Here is a 19,132-nt window from a genome sequence, read left to right on the forward strand (position 1 = left end):
TTCAGCCCGGTGGTGCTCGATCAGCGGGCCGCGTCCGGCCGGGGCCCCCTTCAGGCCGGCTACTGCACGAGGGTGGGGGTGTACTGGCCAGGGGTTGTGCGTACTGCACGAGACCCGGACCTTCGTGGAGTACACCCGAATGTCGGCCAGTAGCACCCAGGCCTCGTGGAGTACACCCACGTGCTGGCGAGTCACATCCAAGGATCGCGCAGTACCCGCGGAGCACCTCTGCGTATGATCACCTCGGATATCGACGCTTCGCGCCAAAAAATCCGCTGAAGCAATGTGATATTGCTTCAGCGGATTTTACCAGTGGAGCCAACGGGACTCGAACCCGTAACCCCCTGCTTGCAAAGCAGGTGCGCTACCAATTGCGCCATGGCCCCTTTCGGGAGCGATCGTCCGATCGCGTCGGTTCTTAATCGACGGGATCAGTGACCTCGGCCCATGCGGCCCGCTCCATGCGAGCCGCCTCGAACCTGAGCCATGCGGCGTAACCGGCTGCGGCCAGGAACGAAAAGACCGCGGCTGATACGAAAGCACGGTTCCTCATGAAACCTCCTCATCGTCTCACCGCGGACGGTGGGCCTAGCTGGACTCGAACCAGCGACCTCATCCTTATCAGGGATGCGCTCTAACCGACTGAGCTATAGGCCCTTGCGACCGGAAGAGATTAACCTACCCGGGCACGGGAGACCAAATCCGATCACTCGTCCGCAAGCGTGAGATGGATCCCACCAACAAGGGTGGCGGTGATGTTGTAAAGAAAGGCACCCAGCGTGGTCAGAGCCGTCACGAGCACCATGTCCACCACGGCGATGATCGTGGAGACGGCCAGGGCTCGCGGCAGCTCCAGGTAGGCCACGATCGCGGAGAAGGTGTTGGAGCGCTCGCCGGCCACCGTCTTGACCAGGTCCTCGATGGTGGCGAAGACGTGCATGGCGTCCAGCATGAACCACACGACCGCCGTGGCCACGATAAGCATGATGCCGCCGGCGAAACTGAGCAGGAAGCTCGCCTTCATCACCGACCAGGGGTCCACCCGGGTCAGGGCCAGACGCACACGGCGCGGTCCGGCGATGGTCTTCTTGCTCTTCTTGCTCTTACCGCCCGGCGTGCTGCCGGAGGCATCCGCGCCGCCCACGATGGATTCGGCGCCTGTGGACTGCCCGCCGTCAGGGGACATGGGAACCGGCTGGCTCATGCTTCGACCTCACTCTCGTTGTCTTCCAACGCTACCGTGTCAGCCACTGAGTCTGCAGGAGAGTCATCAGTCTCACCTTCTGATGCGCTGCCGGCCGGAGCCTCATCGGCAGTGCCGGCCGACTCGGCGCTCGGGCTGCTACCGGCGGCATCGACCGCCTCCTCCATATCCCGCTCGGTGTTGCGGGCCACTGCGATGATGCGGTCCCCGGCGTCGGGCTTGGCGAAGGTCACGCCCTGAGTGGTTCGTCCGGTGCGCGAGACCTCGACGACGGCGGAGCGGACCACCTTGCCCGAGGCCATGATGCACAGCACCTCGTCACCGGAGTCGGTCACCAGGGCGCCCACGAGATTACCGCGCGCCTCAACGAGGTTGGCGACCTTGACGCCCAGGCCACCACGGCCCTTGACCGGGTAGTCGACGACGTTGGTGCGCTTGGCGTAGCCGCCCTCGGTGACGACGAACAGGTCGGCATCCTGCCAGGTGGGGTCGACGACATCCATGGCCAGCAGGTAGTCGCCCGGACGGAACCGCATACCGGTCACGCCGCTGGTGGCCCGCCCGGTGGGACGCAGAGTGCCGTCGTCGGCATGGAAGCGCAGCGACTGGCCGGCATGGGAGACCAGAAGGAGGTCCTGTCCCTTGCTCAGGAGCCTGGCGGAGACGAGCTCGTCGTAGTTGCCGTCCTCGTCCTGGCGCAGGTTGATGGCGATGACGCCGCCGGAGCGGTTGGAGTTGTACTCGCTCAGGCGCGTCTTCTTCACCAGGCCTCGACGGGTGGCCAGGACCAGGAAGTCGGCCTGGTCATAGTCCTGAAGCTCCATGACCTGGGCGATCTCCTCGCCCGGCTGGAAGGCCAGGAGGTTGGCCACGTGCTGGCCCTTGGAGTCGCGGCCGCCCTCGGGCAGCTCGTAGCCCTTGGCGCGGTAGACCCGGCCGTAGTTGGTGAAGAACAGCAGCCAGCGGTGCGTCGTCGTGACGAAGAAGTGGTCGACGACGTCGTCCTCGCGCAGCGTGGCCCCGCGGATGCCCTTGCCGCCGCGGTGCTGGGAGCGGTAGGAGTCGGTGCGGGTGCGCTTGGCGTAGCCGGAGCGGGTGATGGTGACGACCACGTCCTCCTCGGGGATGAGGTCCTCCATGCTCATCTCGCCGTCGAAGGGCACGATCCGGGTGCGGCGCTCGTCCCCGTACTTCTCAACGATCTCGGCGAGCTCGTCGGAGACGATGCCCCGCTGACGCTCCGGGGAGGCGATGATCTCGCGCAGGTCCTTGACCCGGGCGCGCAGCTCCTCGGACTCCTGCTGGATCTTGAGACGCTCCAGGGCGGCCAGGCGGCGCAGCTGGAGGGAGAGGATCGCCTCGGCCTGGGCCTCATCGACGTCCAGCAGCCCCATGAGGCCGGTGCGGGCCTCCTCGGTGGTGGGCGAGCGCCGGATGAGGGCGATGACCGCGTCGAGGGCGTCGATCGCCTTGAGCAGGCCCTCGAGGATGTGGAGGCGCTCCTCGGCCTTGCGCAGGCGGAAGCGCGAGCGGCGCACGACGACATCGATCTGGTGGGTGACCCAGTGGCGCACGAACCCGTCCAGGCTCAGGGTGCGCGGCACCCCGTCGACCAGGGCGAGCATGTTGGCCGGGAAGTTGTCCTGGAGCTGGGTGCGCTTGTAGAGGTTGTTGAGGACCACCTTGGCGACGGCGTCGCGCTTGAGGACGATGACGAGCCGCTGGCCGGTGCGCCCGGAGGTCTCGTCACGGATGTCGGCGATGCCGGTGACCTGGCCGTCGCGCACGAGCTGGGCGATCTTGTCCGCCAGGTTGTCGGGATTGACCTGGTAGGGCAGCTCGGTGACCACGAGGCACTGGCGCCCCTGGATCTCCTCGACGTTGACCACGGCGCGCTGGGTGATGGAGCCGCGGCCGGTGCGGTAGGCGTCCTCGATGCCCCGGCGGCCCAGGATCGTGGCGCCGGTCGGGAAGTCCGGGCCAGGAATCCGCTCGATGAGGGCGTCGAGCAGCTCCTCGCGCGAGGCGTCGGGGTGCTCGAGGTACCACTGGGCGCCGCGGGCGATCTCGCGCAGGTTGTGGGGAGGAATGCGGGTGGCCATGCCGACGGCGATGCCCTCGGAGCCGTTGACCAGGAGATTGGGGAACCGCGCCGGCAGGATGACCGGCTCCTGGTTGCGCCCGTCGTAGTTGTCCTGGAAGTCGACACTGTCCTCGTCGATGTCCCGAAGCATCTCCATGGCCAGGGGCGCCATCTTGCACTCGGTGTACCGGGGGGCGGCGGGCCCCAGGTTGCCGGGCGTGCCGAAGTTCCCCTGACCGGCCACCAGCGGGTAGCGCATCGACCACCACTGGACCAGCCGGGCCAGGGCGTCGTAGATGGCACTGTCGCCGTGGGGGTGGTAGGTCCCCATGACGTCCCCGACGACACGGGAGGACTTGGAGAAGGAGGCGGTGGGGCGGTAGCCGCCGTCGTACATGGCGTACAGGACACGGCGGTGGACCGGCTTGAGCCCGTCACGCACGTCCGGCAGGGCGCGGCCCACGATGACGCTCATCGCGTAGTCGAGGTAGGAGCGCTGCATCTCCATCTGGAGGTCGACCGGCTGGATGCGCTCGGGCCTGACGGCGTCGGTCAACCCCTCGTTGTCGATGATCTCTTCAACTTCGTCGCTCACAGGATTCCTTCGTGTTCAGAGGATGTCGCCGGAAGCAGGCCGGCGGTTCACGGGTCGCTCAGTGCCGGTCAGTGCCGGACATTGACCCTCAGATGTCCAGGAAGCGGACGTCGGAGGCGTTGCGCTGGATGAAGGAGCGCCGCTGCTCGACGTCGTCGCCCATGAGGATCGCGAAGGTCTCATCGGCGTCGGCCGCCTCGTCGAGCGTGACCTGCTTGAGGATGCGGGTCGTGGGGTCCATGGTGGTCTCCCACAGCTCGTGATCGTTCATCTCGCCCAGACCCTTGTAGCGCTGGATCCCGCCATCCTTGGGCAGGCGGAGGCCTTTGGCTTGACCGGCGGCCAGCAGCTTGTCGCGCTCGGCGTCGGAGTAGGCGAACTCGTGCTCGGCGTTGGACCACTTGAGCCGGTACAGCGGCGGCATGGCGATGTAGGTGTGGCCGTGCTCGATGAGAGGACGCATGTAACGGAACAGGAGGGTCAGCAGCAGGGTGGCGATGTGCTGGCCGTCGACGTCGGCATCGGCCATGATGACGATCTTGCCGTAGCGCAGCTTGGTGATGTCGAAGTCCTCACCGATGCCGGTACCGAAGGCGGTGATGAGGCTGCGGATCGTGTCGGAGGACAGGGCCCGGTCCAGGCGCGCCTTCTCCACGTTGAGGATCTTGCCTCGGATCGGCATGATCGCCTGGTGCTCGGGGTCGCGGCCACCGACGGCGGAGCCACCGGCCGAGTCGCCCTCGACGATGAAGATCTCTGAGTCCGCGGCATTCTTCGAGGAGCAGTCCCGCAGCTTACCGGGCATGGAGGCGGACTCCAGGACGCCCTTGCGGCGGGTGGCCTCGCGGGCCTTGCGGGCGGCCAGGCGCGCGGCGGCGGCCTGGGATGCCTTGGTGATGATGGCGCGGGCGTCGCCCGGGTGGGAGTCCAGCCAGTCACCGAGCTGCCCGTAGACGGTCTGCTGGACGAAGGTGCGGGCCTCGGTGTTGCCGAGCTTGGTCTTGGTCTGACCCTCGAACTGCGGCTCGGAGAGCTTGACCGAGATGACGGCCGTCAGGCCCTCACGGATGTCGTCACCGGTGAGGTTGTCGTCGCGCTCCTTGAGCAGGCCCTTGTCCCGGGCGTACTTGTTGACCAGCGTGGTCAGCGCCGTGCGGAAGCCCTCCTCGTGGGTGCCGCCCTCGGTGGTGTTGATCGTGTTGGCGTAGGTGTGGACCGACTCGGAGTAGGAACTGGTCCACTGCATCGCGATCTCAAGGCTGATGGAGTGGGTCTCGCCCAGAGTCTGCTCGGCCTCGACGTCGATGATCTCGGGGTGGATGAGCTCGGCCTTCTTGGACTTGTTGAGGAAGGCGACGTAGTCGCTCAGGCCGTGCTCGTAGCAGTAGGAGTCGGTGCGGAAACCGACCTCGGGGGCATCGGGAGCGGAGTCGTCACCGGTGATCTCGTCACCGGCGTCCTGAACGCCGACGCGCTCGTCAGTCAGAGTGATGCGCAGGCCCTTGTTGAGGAAGGCCATCTGCTGGAACCGACGGCGCAGCGTCTCGTAGTCGAAGTCGACCGTCTCGAAGATGCTCGGGTCCGGGTAGAAGGTCTGGGTGGTGCCGGTGGACTCGGTGGCCTCGCCCTTGACGAGCTCGGTGATGGGACGGCCGCCGTCAGCGAACGACATGCGCCACACGAATCCCTGCCGGCGGACCTCGGTGTCCACCCGGGTGGACAGGGCGTTGACCACGGAGATGCCCACACCGTGCAGACCACCGGAGACCGCGTAGCCGCCGCCTCCGAACTTGCCTCCGGCGTGCAGGATCGTCATGACGACCTCGACGGTGGGCCTGTGCTCGGTGGGGTGCTCGTCGACCGGGATGCCGCGGCCGTTGTCGCTGACGCGCACGCCGCCGTCGGCCAGGATGGTGATCTCGATGTGGTCGCAGTAGCCGGCCAGGGCCTCGTCGACGGAGTTGTCGACAACCTCGTAGACGAGGTGGTGCAGCCCGCGCTCACCGGTTGAGCCGATGTACATGCCGGGGCGCTTCCGGACCGCTTCGAGCCCTTCGAGGACAGTGATGTCCGAGGCTCCGTAATCATGATTCACAGTGGCGTCCTGGTCAGACACGTGTCAGTTGCTCCTCAATCTGTGCGCATCGGGACCCCGGTGGTCCGATGTCTCCGTCCGGGCCCTTCACACGACGATCCTGAGGAGGATCGTGCGCACACGTAGGTGGGTACATCAGGACGGTCCTGGGCGCACCTTGGGCGGTTTCACCGCATTCTAGCGTAGAAAGGCTCCTGACCCGCTGTGCAGGGGGCGGCTGGGAGCGTGCCCGTGGTCACCTCTGTTGCGCGTAGGTCACTGAACTTCGCAGTGGTTCGTGTCCGGCTCGTGTCTTTCCACCGGAGACGACCCGTGGCCGGGGCGCTGGCGATGATACCGCGGGACCGCTAACCGTATGTATCGCGCGGGCCGCGGGTGCCGCGCAGGCCGACGCCGCGGCGCTTCCAGGAGGGGCCGGCCGGCCCCAGGATCCGTAGCTCCACACCATCCCCGGTGCTGATGCCTCCGGCCTGGCGTCCGCCGGGACCGGAGCGCAGGGCCTCGACGATCCTGGCCTCGATGGTCGGCTGGAGGAGGCGGAGCTGCTGCGCCCAGCTCGACGACGAGGCGCGCAGGGTGATGCGACCGGCCTCGAAGGACTCGATCGTGCAGTGCTCGGCGATCTGGTCGCCCACGATGGCCTGCCATCGGGCGACGACGCCGGCCACCGCGAGCTTCCCGGCCCAACCGTTGTCGGCCACCATGCGACGCAGCTCGCGCTGCCCGGTGCGGGGGTCGAAGGGGGTGGGGCCGGGCCGGTCTCGCCCGCGCGCCAGCCCGGGGCCGCGGTCGGCCGGGTCGTCCGGGTTCTGTCCCAGTGCCCGGGCCAGCTCACGACGCCGGTCCCAGGGCGCTGTCTCCTCCGATCCGGCGCCGGCGGGGGCATCGCGGACCGGCTCTCGCAGCTTACGAGCCGGGACCCGGCTGTCTCCCTTCTCCCAGGCCCGGGCCCGCTGGCGGGTCAGGGGGCGTTGCGCCAGGACGTCGGGGAACGGATCGACGCCGCGGGCACCGTCCGCGGCGCCGCCCGCACCGACGGGGCTGTCACCGGTGGGCCGGGGCTGCTCAGCCACGGGTGACCTCGCCGTCGGCCACACGGTACCGAGTGCCGGCGAGCTCGGTGGGGACATCGTCGTCGACGGCGGCGGTCAGCAGGACCTGCTGGGCCCCGGCCACCATCTGGGCCAGGGCGCGGCGGCGCTGCTCGTCGAGGGAGGCGAAGACATCGTCGAGGATGAGGACCGGCTCTCCATCGCCACCGTAGGCGTCGACGTCGGTGCGCAGCATGTCGTAGGAGGCCAGACGCAGCGCGAGGGCCAGGGACCACTGCTCGCCGTGGGAGGCGAATCCGCGGGCGGGCATACCGGTGAGGAACAGGGAGAGGTCGTCACGGTGCGCCCCGACGAGATTCGCACCGCGGTCGATCTCTCGGGCGTGGAGCTCGCCCATGGCAGTCTCCAGACGTGTGGCGACGGCGGCCTCATCGAGGAGCGCCTCCTCACCGGCGAGCCAGGCCCCCTCGTCATGCGGATCGGGCTCCGGGGACCCCTCGTGAATCAGCAGGCTCGAACGGTAGGCGAGCTGAGCGAGGGAACGCTGCCCGGAACTTCCCGAGACGGTCTCGTAGGCGGAGGCCACCCAGGGGCGCAGACGCCGCACGACGTCGACCCTGGCGGTCATGAGCCGGGCGGCCGCTGCGGCGAGCTGGCCGTCCCAGACCTCCAGGGTGGAGAGCATGGAGGCGGTCGACGAGCGGGCAGCGCGCGCTGACTTCAGGAGGCTGGCACGCTGAGCGAGGATCTTGTCGTGCTCGGCGCGCACCCCGGCCAGGCCCGGGCGCAGAGTGACCACCAGGTCGTCGAGGAACCCTCGACGCACCCCGGGCTCGGCGCGCACCAGGGAGAGGTCCTCAGGAGCGAAGACGACGGCGCGCAAAACCCCGAGCAGGTCGCGGGGACGGCAACTGCCCCGGTTGAGACGGGCCCGGTTCGCCTTACCGGCGATGATCTCGATCTCCAGGACGCTGGGTCTCTCACCGTGGACGGCCCGGGCGCGGACGACGGCGCCGGCCGGCTGGGACTGGTCCGGCGTCGCCCGGCGCACCAGGGCGGTGTCGGCCCCGATCCGGTGGGAGGAGAGCGTCGCCAGGTAGACGATCGCCTCAACCAGGTTGGTCTTACCCTGCCCGTTGGAGCCGACGAAGGCGCTGGGGCCGGGCTCCAGGGACAAGACCAGGTTCCGGTAGGAGCGGAAGTCGTCCAGGGAGAGGTCAGAGACGTACATGCATCGTGGAGTCTCAGGCTCCGAAGCGGATCGGCATGAGCAGATAGCGGAAGGTGGAGTCCTCGGTGCCGCCGATGGAGTCCATTCCCGTGAGCACCGCCGGCTTCGAGGCGTGGGTGAAGTCGAGGCGGACATAGGGCTGGTTGAGCGCGCCCAGGCCATCGAGGAGGTAGCCGGGGTTGAAGGCGGTGGAGATGTCGTCGCCCTCGAGGTGGGCGACGAGCTGCTCAGTGGCCTGGGCGTCGTCGCCCTGCCCGGCGTCGAGCTCCAGGTTGCCCTGAGTAAAGGACATGTGGATGGGGGTGGAGCGGTCGGCGACGAGGCTGACGCGGCGCACTGCCGCCATGAGCTCGTCGGTGCCCACCGTGGCGTGGATCGAGGTGGACTCCGGGAAGAGGCGGCGCACCGGAGGGTAGTCGCCGTCGGTGAGCAGGGAGGTGGTACGCCTGCCACCGGCCTCGAATCCGATGAGACTGGAGGCGGCCGACTCACTGCTCAGGGCCACGGTCACGTCGCCCGAGGAGGTCAGTGACTTGGCGACGTCGGACAGGGTGCGGGCCTTGAGCAGGGCCGTCGTGGACAGATCCGTGCTGGCGGGCGACCAGGTCAGCTCCCGCATGGCCAGTCGGTAGCGGTCGGTGGCCATCAGCACCAGGGAGCTGCCCTCGACCTCTATCTGCACGCTGGTGAGCAGGGGCAGGGTGTCGTCACGGGAGGCCGCGATGGAGACCTGCGCCACAGCACGGGCCAGGTCGTGGGCGTCGATCGTTCCGGCGACGGCGGGCATGACCGGAAGCGCCGGGTAGTCATCGGCCGCCATGGCCGCCAGGGAGAAGCGGGCGGAGCCGCAGGAGACGGCCACCTTGTTGCCCTCGACCTCCAGGTCGACGGGCTTGTTCGGCAAGGCCTTGGCGATGTCGGCCAGGAGCCGTCCGGAGACGAGGACGACGCCGTCCTCCTCGACGTCGGCGGCCACCTCGCAGTGGGCGGAAACCTCGTAGTCGAAGGAGGCCAGGACCAGGCTGGAGCCCTTGGCCTCCAGACGCACTCCGGCCAGGACCGGCACCGGTGGGCGGGCGGGCACGGATCGTGCAGTCCAGGTGACGGCTTCGGCGAGGATGTCTCGGTCAACCCTGAGCTTCACGGTAGGTGCCTCCGTCATGGTAGGTCGGTCAGAAACGCTTCGCGGCACAACTGACTCATACAGGTGCGTGCATGCCAGCAGGTCGCCGGCAGGTAGTCGGCAGGAACCGCGCCGCTCGGAGCGCAGTCCTGGGTCGAGAGTGTAGACGGTAGACCGTACCAATCGCTCCCGTCACCAGGGATCGCCCATCCTCATTTCATGTGCTTCCCCGAATGACAAGTGCTCGGGGTCCGGGCCGGCCTCGTTGGCCGATCGTGCTTCGCGGTCTCATGTCACTTTGGTTTGTAGGTGTAGTAGCACGTGTGGATGCTGGGGATAACAGGATCTTTCACTGCGACGACGCCGGTCCCGTTGGGGAACGACACGTGGGTGGTTCTGGTGAGCGCACGAGGGTCTCGGTGGAGAGAGTGAATGACACCCATGTCATTCCACAGAGAGGGTGATCGACCTCCACAGCGACACGCTTGCTCCTCCACCTGCCGTCCTCAGCACCGTCCACAGCTGCGCTTGCCGGGCTCGGATCAGGCGGGTGACTGGGCGGCCTGCTTGATGCGGCTGGTCAACTCGGTCACCTGGTTGAAGGTGGAGCGCCGCTCGGCCATGAGGGTGCGGATCTTCTTGTCGGCGCTCATGACGGTGGTGTGGTCGCGCCCGCCGAACTCCCGACCGATCTTGGGCAGGGAGAGGTCGGTGAGCTCACGGCACAGGTACATGGCGATGTGGCGGGCCGAGACCATGGTGCGTGAGCGGTTGGCCGAGCACAGGTCGTCGATGGTGATGCCGAAGTAGTCGGCGGTCTGGGCCATGATGAGGGAGGTAGTGATCTCCTGGCCCTCGGGGTCGGAGATGATGTCCTTGAGGACCATCTCCGCCAGGGTCTGGTCGACGGGCTGCTTATTGAGCGAGGCGAAGGCCGTCACGCGGATGAGCGCTCCCTCGAGCTCGCGGATGTTGGTGGTGATGCGCGAGGCGATGTACTCCAGGACATCGAAGGGGAGATCGAGGCCCTCAGCGGTGCCCTTGCGGGAGAGGATCGCGATGCGGGTCTCCAGGTCCGGGGGCTGGACGTCGGCCAGCAGCCCCCACTCGAAGCGGGAGCGCAGGCGCTCGTCGAGCCCGCCCAGAGCCTTGGGAGGCTGGTCGGAGGTGAGAACGACCTGCTTGCCCGAGGAGTGCAGGGAGTTGAAGGTGTGGAAGAACTCCTCAAGGGTCGACTCCTTGCCCTGGAGGAACTGGATGTCATCGACCAGGAGAATGTCGACCTCGCGGTAGCGGCGCTTGAAGCCCTCCATGCGGCCGTCGTCCTGGTTGCCATCGCGTACGCAGGCGATGAAGTCGGAGACGAAGACCTCGGAGTTGACGTACTTGACGCGGATTCCCGGGTTGAGCGTCTGAGAGTAGTGCCCGATGGCGTGCAGGAGATGGGTCTTGCCCAGGCCGGAGCCGCCGTAGATGAACAGGGGGTTGTAGGCGCGGGCCGGGGCTTCGGCGACGGCCAGGGCTGTGGCGTGGGCGAACCTGTTGGACGAGCCGGTGACGTAGGTGTCGAAGGTGTAGCGCGGGTTGAGCTGGGAGACGTCGTGGGCCGCGGTCGGCGTGAGCAGTCCGGTGGAGCTCTGGGCTCCGGCGGTGCCGGGGTTGTAGGCCCCGGGAAAGGTGGGCATGGCGGGCGAGGGGGCCGAGGCGGCGGAGGCCTGGGAGCGGGGCATCGGTGAGGGGGCCGAGGTCGGGTAGGCCGACGGATCACTGAGCTGCTCGCTGTAGGCGGGCACGGCGGGGGCGACTGCGGGAATGGCGCGGGGCGGTGAGGGCGGCGCGGTGGCCAGGTTGACGGGCTCAGGAGCCACGGGCGGCATCGGTGCTCGCAAGACCTCCGAGGAGGTGTCGACCGTGACCTCGATGGGCATGGGGCGTCCCCAGACCTGGGTGACGGCGGCGTTGATGGGACCGCGTGCCTGCTCGACGATGTCCTTGGCGAAGGCCGACCCGACGACGAGGACGAGGGTGCCGTCGACGTCGATGAGGTGAGTCATGCGAATCATCGACATCTTGCCCTGGCCCAGCTCCCCGGAGCTGGAGAGCACCTCGAGGGCGGAGAGCCATTTGGTGTTGGCGGCGTCGGGCACGACGGACTCCTGATCGGCATGGTTGGTATTCCCTGTGATCGCAACCCGACCGGTGTCGGCCAGGGCACTGCGTCGATCATGACAGGGATGTGTGGGCCTGGCGAACCGGACTGTCTCGACCGGGCGTTCCATCATGCTGTTTCTCCACAGACTTGTCCACACCTGGGGACACAGCGAGCCATGACTCACAGGTAATCTTCAGAATAAACTCTGGTACTACTAGGGTTCTTGTCGTCCGATCGTGCGGCACCAGCCCGCGGAATGACAGATGTGTAGTGATTTTCCGAGCTATTGAGAAGATGCACACAGATCAGTGAGTTATCCACATATCCGCAGGATTGTGGACGGACTGCTTCCCACAGCGGTGGACACGAAGAGGCCTTGCCTGTGGACATGGTGTGGACGACGTCATCGGTCACAGTCGGCCGCATCCGTTTGACCGGCAAGAGGGCCAAACGTAGGCTGTTGCAGACGTTCGCGCGGAGTCACGTCCCGATCCAGGGGGCAGCCGTGCGAGCGACAGTGCCGCGAGCCTCGCGATGCACTGTTCCGATCACCTCAAGCAGGAGTTACGCCCGTGAGCAAGCGGACCTACCAGCCGAACAACCGTCGTCGTGCCAAGGTGCACGGCTTCCGTAAGCGCATGTCCACCCGTGCAGGTCGCGCTGTCCTCGCTTCGCGACGCCGCAAGGGTCGCGCTCGCCTCGCTGCCTGAGGTGCTCAGCGCGGCGCACCGGTTAGCGCGGGGTGAGGACTTCACTACCGCGATTCGTCGGGGTACGCGTTGCGGGAACCGCAGGCTGGTCGTGCACTACCGCGCCGGCGGGAGAGGGGATGAGTCCCCGGCTCTCGTCGGCGTCGTCGTGCCCAAGAAGCAGATCCCGCTGGCCACCCGCCGCAACCGTGTCAAGCGCCGCGTGAGAGCCCTCATGGCTCAGCGGGTCGGTGCGCTTGAGCCGGGCGCCCGCGTCGTCGTACGTGGACTCGCCGGTGCTGACGGCGCTGACAGCAGCATCCTGGGAAGGGACCTCGATCGGCTTCTGAGCCGGTGCCGTGAGCGCCAGGCCCAAGGGCGGCAGCGGTGAGACGTGCGGAACGGTGATGAGCGAGCGATGAGTGGATGGTTCACACGGGTCCTTCTGGCTCCAGTGCATCTCTATCAGCGCTACATCTCTCCGGCTCTGCCGGCGACGTGCCGTTACTACCCCACTTGCTCGACCTACGCCGTCACGGCGCTGGAGGTGCATGGCCCGGTCAAGGGCACGCTGCTGAGCGTGTGGCGCCTGCTGCGATGCAATCCGCTGACTCCCGGTGGAGTCGACCATGTTCCGGACAAGGGACGCTGGCGCTACCACCATCCCCGCGATATTCCCCGGTTCACAGTCGAAGAACCCTGATCGGTCCCAGCGGATCAGCTGGCCAAGCGCCCACTCGGACCCTGATCTTGCACTGATACTGCTCTCTTACGAGATCCTCATACAAGGAGTACGGATGGACACGTTGCTATGGCCCCTCAAGGTGGCCGTGGCCTGGGTCATGGTCACGATCCACAAGGGCCTGGTCCTCATCGGGTTCCCCGATGGGCCGGGTATTGCCTGGGTGCTGTCCATCATCGGTCTGACGATCGTGGTGCGGCTGCTCATCATGCCGCTGTTCGTCAAGCAGATCCGGGCCTCGCGCGGGATGCAGCTCCTCCAGCCGGAGATGCAGGCGCTCCAGGCCAAGTACAAGGGTAAGAAGGATCCCGAGTCGCGCCAGCGCATGAACGAAGAGATGATGGCGCTCTACCGCAAGCACGGGACCAACCCCATGGCCTCCTGCCTGCCGATCCTGGTGCAGATGCCCATCTTCTTCGCCCTCTTCCGCGTGCTGGCCTCACTGGGCGCCGTCGCCGACGGCAAGTACGGACGCCCTTCGATCGGTCCACTCACGCAGGCGCTGGCCGAGCAGGTCCAGAACTCCAGCGTCCTCGGCGCCAGCCTGTCCTCCTCCTTCATGGACAGTGGGGACAACACGCAGGTCAAGATCGTCACGGTCGCCATGATCATCATCATGTCGGTCACGCAGTGGTACACCATGGCGCAGCTGACGATGAAGAACATGTCGGCGGAGTCCATGAACTCCGACAACCCCATGATCCGGTCCCAGCGGATGATGATGTACGTGATGCCGGTGATTTTCGCCGTCTCCGGCGTCAACTTCCAGATCGGTGTGCTCGTCTACTGGGTGGTCTCCAACGTGTGGACCATGGGGCAGCAGTTCTTCACCATTCGTAATATGCCGGCACCCGGCAGCGAGGCCGAGAAGAAGTACCGCGCCCGGGTCAACGCCAAGCGGGCCCGTAAGGGCCTGCCCTCGCTGGAGGAGGAGGAGCGGGCCGAGGCGGTCGCGAAGGCCGAGGCCGAGGGGCGTACAGGTGGCCAGCGGGTCCAGCCGGTGCGCAAGAACCGACAGAAGAAGTCCGGTGTCCAGAGCGAGACTCGTACGGACGCCGTCGGCGAGTCCACCACCGACCAGGACATGAATGAGGACCTGGGCGACTCCGAGGACTCGGCATCGCCATCCTCCAAGAGTGGCGGTCTCACCGACGAGGAGATCGCCCGACGCCGTTACGAGCGTCGAGCCCGCCAGCGTCGTGAGGCGGCGGCTCGTCGCAAGGCCCAGGCCAAGAAGAAGCGCAATCGCTGAGAGTCGCTCAGCGGTGACACAACCCGGTTCCCACCGATAGATACGGATGACATCATGAGTGAGCAGCACAGCAACGACTCCTCCCACCACCTCGCGGGTCGCCCTGTGAGCAGCACCGTCTCGCGCCTCGAGGAGGAGGGCGAGGTCGGTGCCGACTACCTCGAGGAGCTCCTCGACATCGCCGACCTGGGCGGCGACATCGACATCGACATCGACCACGGGCGCGCCTCGATCGCCGTGGTCGCCTCCGAGGAGGGCGACGAGCGTGAGCTCGCCGATCTCGTGGGGCGCGACGGCGAGGTCCTTGAGGCGGTGCAGGAACTGACCCGCCTCGCCGTCCAGGCGCGCACCGGCAACCGTTCCCGACTCATGCTCGACATCAACGGCTACCGCGCCGCCCGCCGGACCGAGCTCGCCAAGGTCGCCCAGGAGGCGGTTACCAAGGTGCTCACCTCCGGAGAGTCCGTCAGTCTTGAGCCCATGAATCCCTTCGAGCGTAAGGTCTGTCACGACGTCGTCGCCTCAGCCGGCCTGGTCTCCGAGTCCGAGGGCGCTGAGCCGTGCCGTTACGTGGTGGTTCTGCCGGCCGACGAGGTGGATGACGTCGACGACGTCGATCAGGCCGGCGTCGACGTCGATGCCGAGTCCGCTGACGACCAGACCGAGCAGCAGGTCGGCGACGAGCTGGTCGTGGAGCGGTCTTAAGCATGAGTGACGAGCAGCGGGCCCAGGTGGAGCAGCCGACGCCGGAGATGCGGGAGATCTTCGGGGTCTCCTTCGCCGCGGCGGAGCACTTCGCGCAGATGCTCGCTGAGGAGGGTGAGCTGCGCGGCCTCGTGGGGCCGCGTGAGCTTCCCCGCCTGTGGAGCCGGCACATCGTCAACTCGGCCGCCGTCGTCCCCTTCCTACCGGCTCGCGGAACCGTGGCCGATGTCGGCTCCGGGGCTGGTTTTCCCGGCATCGTGGTCGCGTTGCTGCGACCCGACCTCGACGTGACGCTCATTGAGACGATGGAGCGCCGGACCCAGTGGCTGTCCGACGTTGTCGAAGAGCTGGACCTGGACAACGTGACCATCCGGCGGGCCCGGGCCGAGGAGATCAAGGACCGCTTTGACGTGGTCACGGCTCGCGCAGTGGCGAACCTGTCCAAGCTCGTGCGGCTGACAGCGCCGCTGCTGCGGCCGGGGGGCGCACTCCTCGCGCTCAAGGGGATGCGGGCGCAGGACGAGGTCGATGACGCCAAGTACGTGATTAAAAAGGCAAAATTATCAGTCGCTGTGGTTCATGAGGTAGTTACTCCCGGCGATGAAACCACTTCCGTGGTTGAGATTCGCCGCCCGAAGAACCGGTGAGATACGGCGCGCGTTCGGTGTAACGCGTAAGGATCGACGTGCTCGCGTAGACTCGTAACTGCCCGACTGGCTCGGGCAGATGGGTCGTCGTCCGAGGAGAAGCAGGTTTGTCCGGATCGTCTATCTTCGATCAGCTCCAGGCCGAGCACCTCGCTCTAGACGAGGTAGCGGGTGGAGAGTTCCCACATCCCGAGCGGACTCGCGTTATCGCGGTCGCTAACCAGAAAGGCGGCGTCGGCAAGACGTCGACCGCAGTCAATCTTGCCGCGGCCTTGGCTGAAGGCGGATTGCACGTACTTCTCATCGATGCCGATTCGCAGGGCAACGCCTCGACAGCTCTGGGGGTGGAGCACGACGACGACAACGCCTCCATCTACGACGTTCTGGTCGACGGAACTCCTATCAAGGATGTGGTGTCCAAGACCCGTTTCTGCGAGACCCTGTGGTGCGTACCGGCAACAATCGATGTTGCCGCTGTGGAGATCGAGCTCATTTCCACTGCCGAGCGAGAGTCGCGTCTGCGCCGTGCGTTGGTGGACTACCTGGTTTCACGTGAAACCGATGAACAGGAATCTCTCGATTACGTCATCATTGACTGCCCGCCGAGCCTCGGCATCATGACGATCAATGCCTTCGTCGCCGCCGACGAGGTCCTCATCCCAATGCAGGCCGAGTACTACGCACTCGAGGGGCTGGCTCTGCTGACACGCTCCATCGACAGGATCGCGCGTATCCACAATCCCGGACTGGGTGTCTCGATGATTGTGCTCACCATGTTTGACGGACGCACCACCCTGGCTCGTGAGGTGGAGTCCGAGGTTCGTTCCTATTTCCCTGATGCAACGCTGGACACCAAGGTGCCGCGTTCGATCCGTGTTGCCGAAGCTCCCTCCTTCGGCGCTCCCGTGGTGTTCTGGGATCCCCGGTCCACCGGCGCAATTGCGTATAAGAAAATGGCTCGTGAGGTCGCTCTGCGGGGCGCTCCCAGAAATGAAGGCGAGGAAGCCTAATGGCTCAGAAACGGCGCGGACTTGGTCGGGGTCTGGAGGCGCTGATCCCAGACGCTCAGAAGGAGAAGGTATCCGCGTCTCGTCCCTCCGACGTGTTCTTTCCCGACTCACGGGAAGCTGGAACACAGGATGAAGGCGCCGCACCACATGCCGATCACGCTCCGGAGACTGAACCAGCGGCGGAGGCACGGAGTACTCGCGACCTGACCGCTACTCTCCTGGCTCCGTCCCAACGGAAACGGGCTTCCAAGAGCCGTTCGACATCGTCCTCCAGAACGCCGGCGAAGAATAAGCAGACGACTTCCGTTTCACGTGAAACCACGGTGGATTCGGCTGACTCGACGGATGACGCGAAGAAGAAGACTCGGCGTGCGGTGTCGGCAACCACCTCGAAGAAGCACGCCCAGTCGGCCGGTGGTAAGACGGCTCCGAAGCGTCCTGCGAAGAGATCGGCAGAGACGACGTCGGCGACGACCTCCGTCGAGTCGGATGCCGCAGGCAAGGTAGAGGAGCAGTCATCGCGACCGGAGGCTGTTGAGGTACCTGCCGCAGTTGATGAATCGACGCACGATGGTGCGACCGGGGTCGACAATGCCGTCGCTGATTCTGTTTCTTCGGAAGAGGGTGAGAAGCCCGAAGAGTCCGCTGTTTCACGTGAAACAGAGGAGGAGCACTCGGTGAGTGCGGAGGCTGAACCCTCGCATTCCCAGACTGCGCAGTCTTCCGACGCATCGAATGAACCGGAGGGTCATGTCGAATCTCCTGGCGGCACTGACGACGAGGGCGCCACTGAGGGGAGCGATGGGCCCGATCTGGTTCCCGTTCCCGGTGCGCACTTCGCTGAGATTCCGGTAGGACTGATCCACCCGAATCCTCGCCAGCCCCGTCAGGTGTTCGATGAGGAGGATATTTCTGAGCTGGCGGCCTCGATCGCAGAGGTGGGGCTGCTGCAGCCCATCGTGGTGCGGCAGGTACCTACCTCTCCGGGAGAGGAGCCGCGTTATGAGCTCATCATGGGTGAGCGTCGTTTGCGTGCCTCCAAGGAGGCCGGCCTGGAGACCATTCCGGCAGTGGTCCGGGACACCGATGACGTTGACCTGCTGCGCGACGCACTGCTGGAGAACCTGCACCGGGTTCAGCTCAACCCGCTGGAAGAGGCCGCGGCCTACCAACAGCTGCTGGAGGACTTCCAGTGCACTCATGCGGAGCTGTCCGAGAGGATTGCCCGCTCGCGCTCACAGATCTCCAACACGCTGCGCCTCATGAAGCTTCCGCCGCTGGTCCAGCGCAGGCTCGCCGCAAATGTCATCTCGGCCGGCCACGCACGTGCCCTGCTGGGACTTCCGAATGCCGCGGAGATGGAACGGCTCGCGCAACGAGTAGTGGCTGAAGGGCTGTCCGTTCGCGCGACGGAGGAGCTCGTTGCTCTTCATGAGGAGTCGGAACCTGGATCGGATCAGCCTCGGGTACTGCGGGCCCGCAGCACCCCTCTCCCGGCTCTTTCGACGCGGCTCTCCGATGCTTTCGATACTCGCGTCAAGGTGACACGGGGGGCGAAGAAGGGTCGCATTACGATCGAATTCGCCGGGGACGAGGACCTCGCCCGCATCGTCGGGGCGCTGGCGCCGGGGACGTCGCTCGACGAGGAGTAGCCGACGTCGAACGTGAGAACAACACCTGGGGGCCGAGACAGAAACTGTCTCGGCCCCCACTTCTCGTCCTGAAAGGGTAAAGGAACCATGTTTCACGTGAAACGGTGCCGTTTGCGTTGCTGCGTTGGATCGAAGTGGAGTGTGCGAGGATCGCGTTTGGCTGCTTCAGGCATTGTTCCACGTGAAATCACGAGCGCCGTGGAGCGATGACTGACACCGCTGCGGGGATGCTTGTCTGTGAAGAAACCGTCTTGCTGTGGTCGTTCGTACCGACCTCTCCGCGGAGAACAGCACTACCTGTTTCATGTAGCCGCTGGCATCGTTGTGTTGCCGTCGAGGAGTCCCGAGATGACGATCCGGCAGTTGCGCTGGAACGCGAGACTATCCGGGATCGTCGAACCACTGGTTGGTGAATGGTGTGCTGGAGGGGAGAACCAGTTAGTCCCTTGATAGAGAGGAAGGCTTGCTCCACTCCCGTCGGTCGGGTGACGGTTCCTTTCGCTGAATGCAGTAGAGGCGTTGTCTTCAGCTTGCGGTGACACGAGAGCCTGCTCACCGAAACGGGAAGGATCCAGTCCTGAGTACACCTCTGTCTGAACCGCTTCATCGGGGTTGCTTGGTTCCACGTGAAACGCTTCTGCCTTGACAGCGGGCGGATCGATGTGGAGGGGGTACCCAGCTAATGCATGTGACAGAAAGTGCGGTACGACGCTGCTGCCTCCGTCCGAAGACAGTTTCACGTGAAACTGAGTGCGTCGCGTCGAGACATCCACGCACTCTGCTCTCAGGTAGCACGACTGAGAGCAGAGTGACGTTCGATCCCACCGCATTCGCTTCCCCGACGCGAATGCGTATTCCGGCGTTGGTTGGTAGTAGTCGGAGGAGGACCGATGGGCATCG

Annotated in this window: 16 protein-coding genes and 2 tRNA genes; 8 read left to right on the plus strand and 10 right to left on the minus strand. The window is 66.0% G+C overall.

Features of this window, described 5'->3' with window-relative positions; genetic code table 11:
* Positions 1 to 313: 313 nt before the first annotated feature.
* The 10 genes from BQ8008_RS11230 to dnaA all read right to left on the minus strand — a co-directional run bounded on the left by BQ8008_RS11230 (position 314) and on the right by dnaA (position 11,530).
* A tRNA-Ala gene (locus BQ8008_RS11230) sits at positions 314 to 386 on the minus strand.
* A 32-nt stretch (positions 387 to 418) separates the two neighbouring features.
* On the minus strand, positions 419 to 553 hold the full coding sequence (locus BQ8008_RS13830) for a DLW-39 family protein (protein ID WP_234415373.1): 135 nt from the start codon (positions 551 to 553) through the stop codon (positions 419 to 421).
* Positions 554 to 583: 30 nt separating this feature from the next.
* Positions 584 to 657, minus strand: a tRNA-Ile gene (locus BQ8008_RS11235).
* Positions 658 to 706: 49 nt separating this feature from the next.
* A complete protein-coding gene (locus tag BQ8008_RS11240; RefSeq protein ID WP_108834063.1) occupies positions 707 to 1,204 on the minus strand; it encodes a DUF3566 domain-containing protein in 498 nt (165 codons plus the stop codon).
* Complete coding sequence (gyrA, locus tag BQ8008_RS11245) at positions 1,201 to 3,882, minus strand: DNA gyrase subunit A (RefSeq protein ID WP_108834064.1); 2,682 nt, start codon at positions 3,880 to 3,882, stop codon at positions 1,201 to 1,203. Before gyrA ends, BQ8008_RS11240 begins: the two co-directional genes overlap by 4 nt.
* Positions 3,883 to 3,970: 88 nt before the next feature.
* A complete protein-coding gene (gene gyrB / locus BQ8008_RS11250; RefSeq protein WP_108834065.1) occupies positions 3,971 to 5,998 on the minus strand; it encodes a DNA topoisomerase (ATP-hydrolyzing) subunit B in 2,028 nt (675 codons plus the stop codon).
* Between the two features lie 326 nt (positions 5,999 to 6,324).
* Positions 6,325 to 7,050: a DUF721 domain-containing protein gene (locus BQ8008_RS13485; protein WP_199907987.1), complete on the minus strand. Its 726-nt coding sequence runs from the start codon at positions 7,048 to 7,050 to the stop codon at positions 6,325 to 6,327.
* A complete protein-coding gene (recF, locus tag BQ8008_RS11260) occupies positions 7,043 to 8,260 on the minus strand; it encodes a DNA replication/repair protein RecF (protein ID WP_108834066.1) in 1,218 nt (405 codons plus the stop codon). The genes BQ8008_RS13485 and recF overlap by 8 nt, the downstream gene beginning before the upstream one ends.
* A gap of 13 nt (positions 8,261 to 8,273) precedes the next feature.
* Entirely contained in the window at positions 8,274 to 9,404 is a 1,131-nt protein-coding gene (gene dnaN, locus BQ8008_RS11265) for a DNA polymerase III subunit beta (protein ID WP_108834067.1), read from the minus strand.
* Between the two features lie 521 nt (positions 9,405 to 9,925).
* Positions 9,926 to 11,530, minus strand: a complete 1,605-nt coding sequence (dnaA, locus tag BQ8008_RS11270; protein ID WP_108834068.1) for a chromosomal replication initiator protein DnaA — start codon at positions 11,528 to 11,530, stop codon at positions 9,926 to 9,928.
* A 577-nt stretch (positions 11,531 to 12,107) separates the two neighbouring features.
* Between dnaA and rpmH the strand changes: the two genes are divergently transcribed.
* From rpmH to BQ8008_RS11310, 8 genes are all read left to right on the plus strand, one after another.
* Positions 12,108 to 12,245 carry a 50S ribosomal protein L34 gene (rpmH, locus tag BQ8008_RS11275; protein WP_026426261.1) on the plus strand — a complete coding sequence of 46 codons (138 nt, stop codon included), beginning with the start codon at positions 12,108 to 12,110 and terminating at the stop codon, positions 12,243 to 12,245.
* A gap of 1 nt (position 12,246) precedes the next feature.
* A complete protein-coding gene (gene rnpA, locus BQ8008_RS11280; protein WP_108834069.1) occupies positions 12,247 to 12,615 on the plus strand; it encodes a ribonuclease P protein component in 369 nt (122 codons plus the stop codon).
* Between the two features lie 27 nt (positions 12,616 to 12,642).
* Complete coding sequence (gene yidD, locus BQ8008_RS11285) at positions 12,643 to 12,927, plus strand: membrane protein insertion efficiency factor YidD (protein WP_108834070.1); 285 nt, start codon at positions 12,643 to 12,645, stop codon at positions 12,925 to 12,927.
* A 94-nt stretch (positions 12,928 to 13,021) separates the two neighbouring features.
* The gene (yidC, locus tag BQ8008_RS11290; protein ID WP_108834071.1) at positions 13,022 to 14,218 is read left to right on the plus strand and encodes a membrane protein insertase YidC; all 1,197 of its coding nucleotides are present in this window, start codon (positions 13,022 to 13,024) and stop codon (positions 14,216 to 14,218) included.
* Between the two features lie 54 nt (positions 14,219 to 14,272).
* Complete coding sequence (locus tag BQ8008_RS11295; protein ID WP_108834072.1) at positions 14,273 to 14,923, plus strand: Jag family protein; 651 nt, start codon at positions 14,273 to 14,275, stop codon at positions 14,921 to 14,923.
* 2 nt (positions 14,924 to 14,925) lie between these two features.
* On the plus strand, positions 14,926 to 15,570 hold the full coding sequence (rsmG, locus tag BQ8008_RS11300; protein WP_108834073.1) for a 16S rRNA (guanine(527)-N(7))-methyltransferase RsmG: 645 nt from the start codon (positions 14,926 to 14,928) through the stop codon (positions 15,568 to 15,570).
* Positions 15,571 to 15,677: 107 nt separating this feature from the next.
* Positions 15,678 to 16,580, plus strand: coding sequence for a ParA family protein (locus tag BQ8008_RS11305; RefSeq protein ID WP_108834074.1), 903 nt, complete (start codon positions 15,678 to 15,680; stop codon positions 16,578 to 16,580).
* On the plus strand, positions 16,580 to 18,232 hold the full coding sequence (locus BQ8008_RS11310; RefSeq protein WP_108834075.1) for a ParB/RepB/Spo0J family partition protein: 1,653 nt from the start codon (positions 16,580 to 16,582) through the stop codon (positions 18,230 to 18,232). Before BQ8008_RS11305 ends, BQ8008_RS11310 begins: the two co-directional genes overlap by 1 nt.
* The last annotated feature ends 900 nt before the right edge of the window (positions 18,233 to 19,132 follow it).

It is taken from the genome of Actinomyces sp. Marseille-P3109 (genome assembly GCF_900323545.1).
GTDB lineage: Bacteria > Actinomycetota > Actinomycetes > Actinomycetales > Actinomycetaceae > Actinomyces.

What these genes read in the sequence shown, in the direction of transcription:
- BQ8008_RS13830 (WP_234415373.1), bottom strand. Translation starts at nt 553, where the DNA reads ATGAGGAACCGTGCTTTCGTATCAGCCGCGGTCTTTTCGTTCCTGGCC.
- rsmG (WP_108834073.1), top strand. Translation starts at nt 14,926, where the DNA reads ATGAGTGACGAGCAGCGGGCCCAGGTGGAGCAGCCGACGCCGGAGATG.
- BQ8008_RS11240 (WP_108834063.1), bottom strand. Translation starts at nt 1,204, where the DNA reads ATGAGCCAGCCGGTTCCCATGTCCCCTGACGGCGGGCAGTCCACAGGC.
- BQ8008_RS11310 (WP_108834075.1), top strand. Translation starts at nt 16,580, where the DNA reads ATGGCTCAGAAACGGCGCGGACTTGGTCGGGGTCTGGAGGCGCTGATC.
- BQ8008_RS11295 (WP_108834072.1), top strand. Translation starts at nt 14,273, where the DNA reads ATGAGTGAGCAGCACAGCAACGACTCCTCCCACCACCTCGCGGGTCGC.
- yidD (WP_108834070.1), top strand. Translation starts at nt 12,643, where the DNA reads ATGAGTGGATGGTTCACACGGGTCCTTCTGGCTCCAGTGCATCTCTAT.
- yidC (WP_108834071.1), top strand. Translation starts at nt 13,022, where the DNA reads ATGGACACGTTGCTATGGCCCCTCAAGGTGGCCGTGGCCTGGGTCATG.
- recF (WP_108834066.1), bottom strand. Translation starts at nt 8,260, where the DNA reads ATGTACGTCTCTGACCTCTCCCTGGACGACTTCCGCTCCTACCGGAAC.